Source organism: Lactobacillus delbrueckii subsp. delbrueckii DSM 20074 = JCM 1012, from assembly GCF_001433875.1.
GTDB lineage: Bacteria > Bacillota > Bacilli > Lactobacillales > Lactobacillaceae > Lactobacillus > Lactobacillus delbrueckii.
In genome coordinates, this window is record NZ_AZCR01000051.1 from 1 (window position 1) to 11,272 (window position 11,272).

Consider the following 11,272-nt stretch of genomic DNA (forward strand, 5'->3'; position numbering starts at 1 on the left):
CCCGATTGAATATCGGAATCATGTTTTAACAACCTTAACGGCGTAATACTAAATTGTCCCAATTTTGGGGGTCACATCACGGCGGATGTCCTTTTTTAGTGCTTTTTTCTACTTTTTTACTCTTCTTCTTGGCCGGTAAACTGGGCAAAGTATTTGTCCAGGTAGACCTTGTAGCTGACGGTCATGATGACGTTGCGGAGCATGGTTTTGTATTCGCCGTGCTCGTGGCCGACGTCGGCCGGTTCGCCTTTAAAGCCGAAGACATAGGCCAGGACGTTTTCCAGCTCATCAACCATGTAGTTGTAGGCCGTCTCGGTGTCGTAGCTGGACCGTTGCAGCTTCAAGGCCTCGCGCAGATCAGCCAGGGAGAGGACGTTTTTGGACACGGCGATAAAGACCAGCTCAGCGATCTGCTGGCGGCTGTAGAGCTTCTTTTTAGGTGAGGCGATCAGGTCATGCTTGACGTAGTTGCTGACCATGGAACTGGTCAGGTGGACGTTTTCCAAGGGGGCTAGGGCCTCATTGATATAAGTCGCGGTCTGCTCCAGGTATAGGCCCATCTGGGGCAGTTCCTGGTAGCGGGGCAGGTGCAGGCCGGCCAGGGAACGGGCAATTTTTTCCATAAAAACCTCCTGTCAGCTGATACAAAAAATAAAGACAAAACAAAATTCGATCATCCACATTATAGCAAAGCAGCTTAGCGGTTTTCAAAAAACTTGACACGAGGACTTTCCTGCTATAGACTTAAGCAAAAGTTTTTAAGAAACTGATGACGAGGATTATGAAATATGCCAATTAAGATAGTAACTGATTCCGGAGCTAACATGACAGCGGGCAACTTGGGGAGCTGCCAGTTGGAAGTAGCGGCCTTGAGCCTGATTCAAGGGGACAAGACCTGGCTGGACGACGCCAGCTTTGACCAGGCGGAATTCAATCAAAGAGCCAAGGACGGGATCGCGGCGTCTTCAGCCTGCCCCCGTATTTCAGCCTGGCTGGACGCTTACGCCGGGGGCAGCGAGATCTATGTCGTGACCATCTCATCGGTCTTGTCCAGCAGCTACAATTCAGCAATGCAGGCGGCAAAGATTTACCAGGAAGAATACCCGGATGCCTTGATTCACGTTTTTGACAGTAAAAGCGCGGGTCCGGCCCAGTTTTTGGCGGCGGAGAAGATCGCGGAACTGAAGGAAAAGGGGATGCAGTTCCCGGACCTGGTGGAAGCAGTGAGCGACTACCTGGAAAATCATGTCCGCCTCTTTTTTGCCTTAAAGTCGATGACCAATCTGGCCAACAATGGCCGGGTCAGCCCGGCGGTGGCCAAGATCGCCGGACTTTTGAAAATCTGGGTCTATGGCTGGGCAGAGGAAGGCGAAATCAAGCCCCTGGGCAAGGCCAGAGGGGAGAAGAAGATCCTGGCAGCCCTGCTGAGAACTTTGGAAGAGAAGGGCTACAGGGGCGGCCGGGTCAAGATCGACCACGCTGACAACTTCGACAGCGCGGCTGAGCTCCACGACTTGATCAGGAAAAAGCGTCCAGAGGCCAGGGTTGACCTGGGCACCTGCCGCGCCCTATGCAGCTTCTACGCTGAAGCGGGCGGGCTGATGATTGGAGTAGAAATTTAGCATGTAAAAAATCAGCACCGGTCCGGGTGCTGATTTTTTACTTCTCGTCTTCTCGTCTCCATCTGGTAGTAAGGCTTGATCCAGCGCTTATCCAGGGCCTCCTGGAAGTGAGTCAGGACATAGTCGCGATTGACGTACTTTTCCCGGACGCTTTCGTCAAAAACGTGATACAGTTGAGTTAAGTCATCACCGGTGTACTGGAGGTCCTCCCTCGCCTTGTCGATGGCAGACTTGATGCTTTCCTGGCATAGAAAGGTACAAATGCGAATTTTATTACTTGGTGACAGCATCTTTGCCCGCAAGGAAGGGCTGGATCAGCCTAGAATCAACTGGACCCTGAAAGAGAAAAAGCCTGACCTGGAAATCGACAATACGGCGGTGTCTGGCATCAATTCCGGCGCCCTTTTAGCCCTGTTAGGAGACCTGGCCTTAAAGCGGCCCCGGGCTGACCAGCTTTTCTTAATGGTCGGAGTCAATGACGCGGCCAGCCATAAGCAAGTGCCACTAGACCAGTACCGGAAGAACCTCCAGGCTATTGTCTCCGCCCTGGTCTGCTTTTATCCGGGGACCAAAACCGTCCTGGTCTCCGGTCCGGCGGTGGATGAAGCTAAGCAGAGGGGGCGGACCAACGCGAAACTGGCAAAGTATGCTAAAGTAATGGAGGAAGTCGCGGCTGAATACCAGCTTGCCTATGCCGACTTTTTCACGGCCATGCTGAAGGAGGGAGACCTGAAAGCCCTGTGCCGGGGAGAACTTGACGACGGCCTGCATTTTGGCCCGCGCGGTTATCAATTGCTGGCAGCGGAAATGATGAAGCAGCTGCCCAAGGAAGAGGTTGAACAATGAAGAAGATCTACGTGGTTCGCCATGGCCGGACCTATTTGAACAAGTACCAGCGCCTGCAGGGCTGGTCTGACGCCCCTTTGACTGAAGAAGGGATCGAGGGTGCCCACCGGATGGGGAAGGCCTTGAAGGACCAGCATTTTGACTTGGTGGCCTCCAGCGACTTGAAGCGGGCCGCTGACACCCGGAAGATCATCGTTTCGGAAAATGACAACTGGGAGTCAACCGAGATGACCCAGACCGCTGACTTGCGGGAGCTATTTTTTGGCTACTACGAGGCCTTTCATGATACGGAAGGAGTAGCGGCGGCCTTCAAGTCCACCAAGTACCCCCGCCTGGTCGACGCGGTCAAGGACGGCTACACTTGGCAGGAAATCGGGGACTTATTCCACGCGGCTGACCCGGAGGGGGATGCTGAAAGCGGGAGCGAGTTTGAAAGTCGCCTGAAGCGGGGGATCGACTACCTGGTCAACCATGATGAGTCAGAGCGGATCCTTTTGGTTGGCCATGCCTGCGTCATCCATTGCCTGGCCTGCATCTACGGTGGCAAGCACCTCAGAACCGACTTGCCTAAGCACAACGAGATGACGGTCTTGAATGTCGATGATAACGGCCAGGTCAGCCTGGAAGAATTTTGCCGGCCGATGTACTGATTTTTGCCCTGCTGGTCTATAATAGCTTGTAGGGAGAAGTAGGGAAAGATCTATCGAAAATGGTAGGTGAGACAGATGATTAGTAAAGAAAACAAGTTGTTGATCCGGCGCTATCTTTACGCCATGATCAACATGTACGGTATTATTCCGCTGAGACACGCGTACCATATTTTCAGCCACCAGAACCCATTGCTCAACATTGACGAGGACGACTTCTGGGAATTCACCATGTTGGACCAGAGCGACCAGGACTACAATGTGGCCGGTGAAAGGGAACTGCTGGTGGAAGAGCGGGGCGAAGATGAGGATGAGGAATTCTACCTTTACGGCGACTGGGTCTTGATGGACCTGCCGCAAGATTTCAAGCGGATCAAAAAGCTCCAGCACAACCGCCTCTATTACGTGCCGGAGAAGGATGAATTTTTGCGCCGGGAAAACGAATGGTATTATGAACGGACCACGGCGACGGAAGAGTACCGCCAGTATCTGAAAGACAGCAATCCAGGCCTCAGCGACGACCGGCTGGAAGAAGCCTTCTTTGAGGCGCTGACCCAGCTGCACTCGGTCAGCTACGGCAAGACAGTGGAAGAGACCATAAACGCCGTGCCCCGGTCCCTGCGCCTGATCGGCTTCACTGTAACGGACGAGCAGGAAGATGAACTGCGGGACTTGCTCAGACGGATGCTGGACGGAACCCGGCAGGAGGCTTTGCGGGGAAAAATGTACAAGTACCACAAGCTGCCGACCACTTTGGAAATCATCGAGACGGAAGGCTTGACTCCGGAAAACATCTCCCGGATCCACAGCGGGAAGATCGACGCCATGGAACTGGTGCCCCAGATCGAGCTCAAGCAGCCAGACCTGGCCCAGCAATTGCTTACGATTTACCAGCAGTAAGGCCAAAACAAGGCAAAATTGAACAAAGTAAGAGGCGAAACTCTAAGAAGAGCTTCGCCTTTTCTTTTATCTGTACCTGCTTTCTTCCAGCTTATTTTTGGTAGCCGCGGCTGACCTTGCCGGCGTAAACGGCAAAAATCCCCCGCAAGCGTGGGGCCAAGGCAACGACCAGGGCCAGCTTGGCTAAGGTTGTGGGCAAAAAAGGCCAGATGGCAGCGTTAGCCGCGGCCGCGAATGGCAAGTGGCTGATCCAGGCTAGCCAAGCAGCGCCCAGCAGCAGTTGCAAGAAGAGGGCAATCCCGGCCGCCAGTGTCAAATAAAATCTGTTTCCTTTAGCCAGGCCCGTGATCAGGGCCAGGGGCAAGAAAGCCCAGAGAAAGCCTCCGTTAGGCCCGAAAAGGACGGCGATGCCGCCACTGGCGCTGCTGAAGACGGGGAGACTGGCGGCCCCTAAGAGTAGGTAGAGGGCGACGGCGCCGGTTCCCAGCTGCCAGCCAAAGGCATCCGCGATTAGGGGGATTACCAGGGTCTGCAGGGTAAAAGGGACCCCGCCCGGCAAGGGGACCGCCAACTGGCTGCCGACAATGATCAAGGCCGTGGATAAGGCCAAAAGACAGAGCTGAAAAGTGTTTTTTCTGGACATTTTTCTCCTCCAATCCAGTAAAACTATTGATTACTTGATTAATATAGTTTTACTGGGGCTTTTTGTCAATAAGATATTTTATCAAGTACATGTATAGCGATTGCTGGAGGGAAAAGTAGCAAAGATAAAGGTTAGGTAAAAAGATGCAAAAATATGGGGAAAAGCAGGTCTAGTGGCTAAGCGCCGGGGATGCTACTAGATATGCACAACTTCCACAGGAGTTATCCACAATATATCGTAGTTGCTTGTCGGAGTAGGGCCCAAGATGTGGAAAAGGAGAAAATGGGGGTAAGATAAACTGAAAGTAATTTTTTGCACTGCTTTAGTTTTTTGTCTATAATGGAAACTTAATACGCCTAATAGAGACAAGCATGTAACGGAAAATAAGGAGGCCACATGCGCTATCAGCAAATTATCCTGGACGTTGACGACACCTTGCTCGACACTGAAGCAACGGTCCACGACTCCCTGGTTCAGCTCTTCAAATCCCATGGCTGGGAGATCAGTGACGAATTTGAAAAAGAATTCCACGCCTACAACCAGGGGCTCTGGCGGCGGCTGGAAAAGGGTGAGCTGACCTTGAACCAGCTCTACGAGATCATGTTCCCGGATATTATCAAAAAATACTGCGGGGTCGAAGTCGACGGGATGGAGACGGCTGACGAATTCCACAGCTACTTCCACACCGGCCACAAGCTCCTGCCCGGGGTCAAGGACACCCTCCGCTATGCCAAAAGACTGGGCTACAGCCTGGCGGTTTTGAGCAACGGGGATCAATTTGGCCAGGAGCACCGGCTGGAATTAGCCGGGATAAGACACTACTTTGACCTGGTCGTGACCAGCCAGGAAGCCGGGGTGCAGAAGCCAAACGCGGAAATTTTTGACTACTTTTTCGCCAGAAGCGGCTACAGCCCCAACCAAACTGTCTTCTTCGGCGACGGCCTGTCCTCTGACATCATGGGAGCGGAAAACTACGGCTTTGCCAGCATCTGGTTCAACCACCGCCACAGGCAGAAGACCCTACCAGTCCACCCCCTCTTTGAGGTGGACAACTATGCCCAGTTCCAGCGGATCTTGAAAAAAGACTTCGCCCCGACCGCTCTGCGTTAGTTTCCGTTATACTTAAAGCAAACAGACTTTAAGAAGGATTTGGGGAAAAATGGAAAATTACTTTTTTGATTTCGACGGCACGATCTGCGAATCGCGCCACATCTACGCGGCCTGCGCCTGCACTTGGGGCGCCTTTGACCCGGCTAGCCTGAAGAAGGAAAAGGCTGACTACACGGTCGACTATCCCCTGGAAATTTTGGCGATCTAGAAAAAAGCAAAGAGTAAAAACGACAGAGAGTAAAGAAAAACAGAAAGTGAAGATAAAATGCGACTGATTTCTTGGAACATTGACTCATTGAACGCGGCCTTGACGGGGACTTCCCCGCGGGCGGAAATGACCCGGGGGGTCTTGAAAAACTTGCATGACCTGGACCCAGATGTCCTGGCCCTGCAGGAAACCAAGCTGCCGGCCAGCGGGCCAAGCAAAAAGCATCAGGCGGCTCTGGCTGACCTTTTTCCGGAATACGATTTCGTTTGGCGGTCCAGCATGGAGCCAGCCCGGAAGGGTTACGCGGGCACGATGTTTTTGTATAAGAAGGGCCTGGATCCGGTAGTGACCCGGCCGGAAATCGGGGCCCCGGAGCCGATGGACTTTGAAGGGCGGATTTTGACTCTGGAATTCCCGGACTTTTACGTGACCCAGGTCTACACGCCAAATGCCGGCAACGGTCTGGTCCGCTTGGGTGACCGGCAGGAATGGGACAAGTGCTACCGGGCCTACCTGGAAGAATTGGACAAGAAGAAGCCAGTCCTGGCCAGCGGGGACTTCAACGCCGCCTACCAGGAAATCGACTTGAAGCACCCGGAAAACAACCACCATTCCGCCGGCTTTACGGATGAAGAAAGAGCGGGATTTGGCCAGCTTTTGGCGGCGGGCTTCACGGATACCTTCCGCCAGATCCACGGCCAGGTGGAGGGCGTCTACTCCTGGTGGGCCCAGCGGGTGCGGACGGCCAAGGCCAATAATTCCGGCTGGAGAATCGACTACTGGCTGGTTTCCAACCGCCTGGCTGACCAGGTGGAGAAGTCGGAAATGATCGAGACTGGAGAAAGAGCGGATCATTGTCCAATTTTATTGGAAATTAAGCTGTGATTCGGTTACAATTAAAAGTTAGAGGTTGAAGAAACAAAGAAGTTTTAGTTAATTTTTAGTGTATGAGGCGTATGTGTATATGAAGAGATTAAAAAAAGGGGTCATCGGCTTGATCCTGGTCATTTTTACCGTCACGGTGATTATGGCCGTCTCGAGCGGTGGCCAGAAAGCAGAAAGCAGTTCAGACGCCTTCGATACTTCAGAGTACCGGAAGGCAGTCAAGTCAACCGACAACGACCACTTCAAGAACATGAAGGTGGAATTGTCCGGCAAGAAGAGCAAGATTACTGGCATCCTGCCCAAGACGCCGACTTCTGTCAGCCTGCTCAAGCAGTGGGAGAGCAAGAAGGTTGACCTGGATTTTACGGCCAGCAAGAAGGACAGCGTGCTGATCAGCAAGCAGACAGTTAAGCTGCCGACCCCTAAGGGGCAGGAATTGACTCATGCCACGGTTGGTGAAATCGGCTATGACCCGGACAGCGACAAGGTCTTGATTTTTGCCAGTGACAAGAACTACAGCCGGGGGTTCTATCCTTTAGGTAATTTGAAGCGGAACGAACCGAGCCCGGCTAGTTTGAGTGCCGACCAGGATCCGCTGGAATTCAGTTTTAAAGATTAAGCAGAAGGACTTTCGCTTTAAGCGGCAGTCCTTTTTTCTTTCTTGTTACTTTTGCCTTGTTTTCTGAATTTTTAACCGGCTTGAAACTTTTTTAATTAAGTAAGGCTCCGGTTGAAGTTGGCCAGAAGATCAAGGACAGCGGCTTCAAGGGCGTCATCATCAACATCTCCAACCCTTGTGACGTGGTAACCTCCATCTTGCAAAAGGTGACAGGCCTGCCAAAGAGCCAGGTCTTCGGGACCGGGACCTTCCTGGACACTTCCAGAATGCAGCGGGTTGTCGGGGAAAAGCTGGGCCAGGACCCGAGAAACGTGTCCGGCTTCAACCTGGGCGAGCACGGGTCCAGCCAGTTCACGGCCTGGTCAACTGTTTGGGTCAACAACCGGCCAGCCAAGGACCTCTTCAATGAAGCAGAGAAAGAAGAAATGGACCGCTTGAGCAAGGACAATGCCTTCATGGTCGGCAAGGGCTACACCTGCTACGCTGTCGCTACCTGCGCGGTCCGTTTGGCCAGAGCCGTCTTCTCTGACGCCAAGTTTTACGGCCCGACCAGCTGCTACGTTGAATCTCTGGGGACCTACATCGGCTACCCGTCAATCGTTGGCAAGCATGGGGTAGAAGAAGTGCCAGTTCTGGACTTGCTAGCTGACGAACAAGCCAAGCTGGAAGCTTCCGCTAAGAAGCTGAAGGACAGCCTGGCCAGCTTGGAATAATTAAAACGATTCTGACAAGTCAAAAGAATTTTAGCGTAAGAAAATCCACCCGGGCGGGAGGATTTTTGTTATAATGAAACTAATTACAAAAAGTAAGGAAAATGACAGGAGGCAAAAAATGACTTTGCACGGTTTGGAAGATACTTACGAATTAGCCAATGGGGTCAAGATCCCGGTAATTGGTTTCGGGACCTGGCAGACGCCAGACGGCGATGTGGCCCAAGAAGCAGTTGAGACAGCCTTGAATGCCGGCTACCGGCACATCGACACGGCCGCAGCTTATGGCAATGAAGCCAGCGTGGGCCGGGCCATCAAGCGCAGCGGTGTCAAGCGGAGCGACTTGTTCGTGACCAGCAAGCTTTGGAACGGGTCCCACAGCTATGAAGGGGCCAAGGCGGCTATTGACGACAGCCTGCTCAAGCTGGACACGGACTACCTGGACCTGTACTTGATTCACTGGCCAAATCCAGTCGCCATCCGGGACCACTGGGCAGAAGGCAACGCGGAAGCCTGGCGGGCCATGGAAGAAGCCGTTCAAGCTGGCAAGATCCGGGCAATCGGGGTCTCCAACTTCCGCCGCCACCACCTGGAAGCCCTCTTAAAAACGGCAGAAATCAAGCCTGTGGTCAACCAGATTTGCCTCAACCCAAATGACTTGCAAGCGGAAGTAACGGCCGCTAACAAGGAATACGGCCTTTTGAGCGAGGCTTACAGTCCTTTGGGCACGGGCGGTCTTTTGGGCAATGAGACCATCAAGGCAGTTGGGGCCAAGTACGGCAAGTCCAGCGCCCAGGTTTTGATCCGCTGGTCCCTGCAGCATAACTTTTTACCACTACCGAAGTCAGTTCACCCGGACTACATCAAGGCCAACGCTGAGGTCTTTGACTTTGCGCTTACTGCAGATGACATGGCCAAGCTGGATGGCCTGCAAGGGATCGGCCAGCCAGTCCTGGATCCGGACCAAGCCGAATTTTAAAGACAAAAGCAAAAAGAAGTAAAAAAATTATAAGAAAGACTATATAATATGCCGAAAAACGAATTGGTTGTTATATAGTCTTTTTGTATATATCCGGAAAAGCCGAACAAAAATTGCTAAAATTTTTTCAAAAAAATTTAACATAGGGTGAAGGCTTACGGGGCTTAGATTGAGACAACATACAGTTTCTCGTGTTCGCCTAGTTACACAACACTACATCTTGTGTTTAACAGGAAGAGTGCTAATATATGGAGTGCTTAAAAAATAATGAGACGAGCAGAAAGGGCCTGAGAAGATAAGTGAAGAAATATCTCTCTCGGCGGAATTTATCGACCGGGTGAAAGCGAGTGTAAAACCTCACTGGGGCAAGCTGGGTCACCTACAAGCGTACTTATGCCCGCTGGCTGCCGGAAAAGGGACGGAGTGAAAACTGGGATGAAACCGTCAAGCGGGTGGTTGAAGTCAACATCAACCTGGGTCCCCGCCTTCAAGACTCCCCAAGTCTGGAACTGAAGCAGAGCTTGACTGAAGAAGCAGAGCGGCTCTACAAGCTGATCTACGGCCTGGGCAATGAAAAGAAGAAGCTCTACTGGACTTACACCGTTGACGGCAAGATGGCCAAGGTGGCAGCTGACAAGCAAAAGCTGACTAAGAACAAATCCAAGGTTGTCTTCACTTTGAAGCAATACTAAAATGCAGACCAAGGAACGCTACCAGCTGCAAAGGCTGACCCTGCTGGCCTTGCTGACTGCGATGTGCGTGGTTTTGCGGATCTTTAAAATCATCGATATCCCCAATGTCCAGCCGGTGACCGACATTATCATGCTGACGACGCTGGAACTGGGGGCAAGGACGGGGATTCTCCTGACCATTTTGGTCATGGTGATCTCTAATATCTTCCTGGGGTTTGGCATTTGGACCTTGCCGCAGATCTTTGCCTACGCGGCCTGCGCTTTGACCGTGGCGTTATTTGCTAGGCTTTTGCCGCTGAAAAGCCGGAAATTCTTCTGGCTGCAGGAGCTCCTGGCCGGCTTTCTGGGCCTGGAATACGGCTTCTTCGTCAGCCTGGGCATGGCTGGCTGGGGCGGCTGGGCAGCCTTCATTGCCTACTGGGTCAGTGGCCTGACCTTTGACTTGTATCATGCTGCCGGCAACCTAGCCTTTTATCCTATCCTTTATCTGCCATTGGTTTTGGGCCTGGACCGGTTTAAAAAGAAAGCAGGGTGGAAGCAAAATGCTTAAAGTCTACACTAAAGTCGGTGACCAGGGGAAAACCAAGCAGGTGACCGGCAAGATGGTCGCCAAATACGACCCGCAGATCCAGACACTGGGAGCTCTCGATGAGCTGCAGTCCTGGCTGGGGGTTACGGTGGCCAACCTTTCTCCGGCCTGCCAGGGCCTGGAAGAAAAGCTGATCAAGCTGGAGCGCGGGAAATGTATGAATTGCAGGCTGACCTGGTGGTCAAGCGGCACCATACGATTACCTTGGCTGAAGTGACTTACATGGAAGAGCAAATCGATGCCTGGACGGAAGAATTGCCGGAAATGAAGGAATTCATCCTGCCGGGCGGGTCAAAGACCAGCGCCAACCTCCAGTATGCTCGGGCACTGGCCCGGACCAGCGAGCGGGTCTGCGTGCTGTACGCGGACGAAAGCGGGGAGGTCAAGAGCGACAGCCTCAAGTACCTGAACCGCCTGTCAGACTATCTGTTCGTCATGGCCCGCTACGCCAACCTTTTGGAGGGCGTGGCTGATGTCAAGAGCAAGCCCGCCCGGTCGCGGCGGCGTCCGAAAAAATAAGCTAGCAAATTAAAAAAATGTTGGATGACTTTGAGAGCAAGCATCCAACACTTTTTCTTTTACAGTTACTTTCAGTATATTCTACTCCAAAAATAAGCAAGCAAAAACCCGCGGGTGAGAAGGCCCCGCGGGTTTTCGTTTTAGCTTTTAATGGATAAGTTTAAAAGTATGTGTTTGTAAAGTAATGTAAGTAATTTTTAAGTAGATTGTTGTAAGAAAATCTGTCGCCAATTGCAAGAATAAATTGAACACTTACCATAACATCTGGTAGATTTTGACTATCTACGCCGGTAAATGCGGTCA

12 protein-coding genes and 4 pseudogenes are annotated in these 11,272 nt (G+C 52.2%); 14 read left to right on the top strand and 2 right to left on the bottom strand.

Annotated elements, in window-relative coordinates; translation table 11 throughout:
* Positions 1-116: 116 nt before the first annotated feature.
* Complete coding sequence (locus FD23_RS06795) at positions 117-623, bottom strand: DUF1836 domain-containing protein (protein WP_025895616.1); 507 nt, start codon at positions 621-623, stop codon at positions 117-119.
* A gap of 165 nt (positions 624-788) precedes the next feature.
* Between FD23_RS06795 and FD23_RS06800 the strand changes: the two genes are divergently transcribed.
* The 4 genes from FD23_RS06800 (at position 789) to FD23_RS06820 (ending at position 4,015) form a co-directional block, all read left to right on the top strand.
* Positions 789-1,622 carry a DegV family protein gene (locus FD23_RS06800; RefSeq protein ID WP_052933508.1) on the top strand — a complete coding sequence of 278 codons (834 nt, stop codon included), beginning with the start codon at positions 789-791 and terminating at the stop codon, positions 1,620-1,622.
* Between the two features lie 261 nt (positions 1,623-1,883).
* Positions 1,884-2,468, top strand: coding sequence for an SGNH/GDSL hydrolase family protein (locus tag FD23_RS06810; RefSeq protein WP_025895619.1), 585 nt, complete (start codon positions 1,884-1,886; stop codon positions 2,466-2,468).
* Entirely contained in the window at positions 2,465-3,118 is a 654-nt protein-coding gene (locus tag FD23_RS06815; RefSeq protein ID WP_025895620.1) for a histidine phosphatase family protein, read from the top strand. The genes FD23_RS06810 and FD23_RS06815 overlap by 4 nt, the downstream gene beginning before the upstream one ends.
* A 75-nt stretch (positions 3,119-3,193) precedes the next feature.
* Positions 3,194-4,015 carry a hypothetical protein gene (locus tag FD23_RS06820; RefSeq protein WP_025895621.1) on the top strand — a complete coding sequence of 274 codons (822 nt, stop codon included), beginning with the start codon at positions 3,194-3,196 and terminating at the stop codon, positions 4,013-4,015.
* A gap of 91 nt (positions 4,016-4,106) precedes the next feature.
* Here FD23_RS06820 and FD23_RS06825 read toward each other — a convergent pair whose 3' ends face one another.
* Positions 4,107-4,658 carry a biotin transporter BioY gene (locus tag FD23_RS06825; protein ID WP_052933509.1) on the bottom strand — a complete coding sequence of 184 codons (552 nt, stop codon included), beginning with the start codon at positions 4,656-4,658 and terminating at the stop codon, positions 4,107-4,109.
* Between the two features lie 396 nt (positions 4,659-5,054).
* Between FD23_RS06825 and FD23_RS06830 the strand changes: the two genes are divergently transcribed.
* The 10 genes and pseudogenes from FD23_RS06830 to FD23_RS06870 all read left to right on the top strand — a co-directional run bounded on the left by FD23_RS06830 (position 5,055) and on the right by FD23_RS06870 (position 10,969).
* A complete protein-coding gene (locus FD23_RS06830) occupies positions 5,055-5,768 on the top strand; it encodes a YjjG family noncanonical pyrimidine nucleotidase (protein WP_025895622.1) in 714 nt (237 codons plus the stop codon).
* 49 nt (positions 5,769-5,817) lie between these two features.
* The gene (locus tag FD23_RS06835) at positions 5,818-5,976 is read left to right on the top strand and encodes a hypothetical protein (RefSeq protein WP_002879655.1); all 159 of its coding nucleotides are present in this window, start codon (positions 5,818-5,820) and stop codon (positions 5,974-5,976) included.
* 57 nt (positions 5,977-6,033) lie between these two features.
* Positions 6,034-6,861 carry an exodeoxyribonuclease III gene (locus tag FD23_RS06840; RefSeq protein WP_025895623.1) on the top strand — a complete coding sequence of 276 codons (828 nt, stop codon included), beginning with the start codon at positions 6,034-6,036 and terminating at the stop codon, positions 6,859-6,861.
* A 79-nt stretch (positions 6,862-6,940) separates the two neighbouring features.
* On the top strand, positions 6,941-7,480 hold the full coding sequence (locus FD23_RS06845) for a cyclophilin-like fold protein (RefSeq protein ID WP_052933510.1): 540 nt from the start codon (positions 6,941-6,943) through the stop codon (positions 7,478-7,480).
* A 98-nt stretch (positions 7,481-7,578) separates the two neighbouring features.
* Positions 7,579-8,193, top strand: a pseudogene (locus FD23_RS06850) (Rossmann-fold NAD(P)-binding domain-containing protein); the annotation flags it as partial.
* Positions 8,194-8,311: 118 nt separating this feature from the next.
* On the top strand, positions 8,312-9,169 hold the full coding sequence (locus FD23_RS06855; protein ID WP_025895625.1) for an aldo/keto reductase: 858 nt from the start codon (positions 8,312-8,314) through the stop codon (positions 9,167-9,169).
* Between the two features lie 295 nt (positions 9,170-9,464).
* Positions 9,465-9,738, top strand: a pseudogene (locus tag FD23_RS09415) (ribonucleoside-triphosphate reductase, adenosylcobalamin-dependent); the annotation flags it as partial.
* Positions 9,724-9,861: pseudogene (locus tag FD23_RS11060) on the top strand (DUF4430 domain-containing protein); the annotation flags it as partial. The pseudogenes FD23_RS09415 and FD23_RS11060, both read left to right, overlap by 15 nt.
* A 1-nt stretch (position 9,862) precedes the next feature.
* On the top strand, positions 9,863-10,411 hold the full coding sequence (locus FD23_RS06865; protein WP_025895627.1) for an ECF transporter S component: 549 nt from the start codon (positions 9,863-9,865) through the stop codon (positions 10,409-10,411).
* Positions 10,404-10,969 (top strand): annotated as a pseudogene (locus FD23_RS06870) (cob(I)yrinic acid a,c-diamide adenosyltransferase). The gene FD23_RS06865 and the pseudogene FD23_RS06870 overlap by 8 nt, the downstream one beginning before the upstream one ends.
* Positions 10,970-11,272: the final 303 nt, after the last annotated feature.

Coding starts and splice junctions, on each gene's coding strand:
- FD23_RS06795 (WP_025895616.1), bottom strand. CDS start 623: ATGGAAAAAATTGCCCGTTCCCTGGCCGGCCTGCACCTGCCCCGCTAC.
- FD23_RS06800 (WP_052933508.1), top strand. CDS start 789: ATGCCAATTAAGATAGTAACTGATTCCGGAGCTAACATGACAGCGGGC.
- FD23_RS06810 (WP_025895619.1), top strand. CDS start 1,884: ATGCGAATTTTATTACTTGGTGACAGCATCTTTGCCCGCAAGGAAGGG.
- FD23_RS06815 (WP_025895620.1), top strand. CDS start 2,465: ATGAAGAAGATCTACGTGGTTCGCCATGGCCGGACCTATTTGAACAAG.
- FD23_RS06820 (WP_025895621.1), top strand. CDS start 3,194: ATGATTAGTAAAGAAAACAAGTTGTTGATCCGGCGCTATCTTTACGCC.
- FD23_RS06825 (WP_052933509.1), bottom strand. CDS start 4,658: ATGTCCAGAAAAAACACTTTTCAGCTCTGTCTTTTGGCCTTATCCACG.
- FD23_RS06830 (WP_025895622.1), top strand. CDS start 5,055: ATGCGCTATCAGCAAATTATCCTGGACGTTGACGACACCTTGCTCGAC.
- FD23_RS06835 (WP_002879655.1), top strand. CDS start 5,818: ATGGAAAATTACTTTTTTGATTTCGACGGCACGATCTGCGAATCGCGC.
- FD23_RS06840 (WP_025895623.1), top strand. CDS start 6,034: ATGCGACTGATTTCTTGGAACATTGACTCATTGAACGCGGCCTTGACG.
- FD23_RS06845 (WP_052933510.1), top strand. CDS start 6,941: ATGAAGAGATTAAAAAAAGGGGTCATCGGCTTGATCCTGGTCATTTTT.
- FD23_RS06855 (WP_025895625.1), top strand. CDS start 8,312: ATGACTTTGCACGGTTTGGAAGATACTTACGAATTAGCCAATGGGGTC.
- FD23_RS06865 (WP_025895627.1), top strand. CDS start 9,863: ATGCAGACCAAGGAACGCTACCAGCTGCAAAGGCTGACCCTGCTGGCC.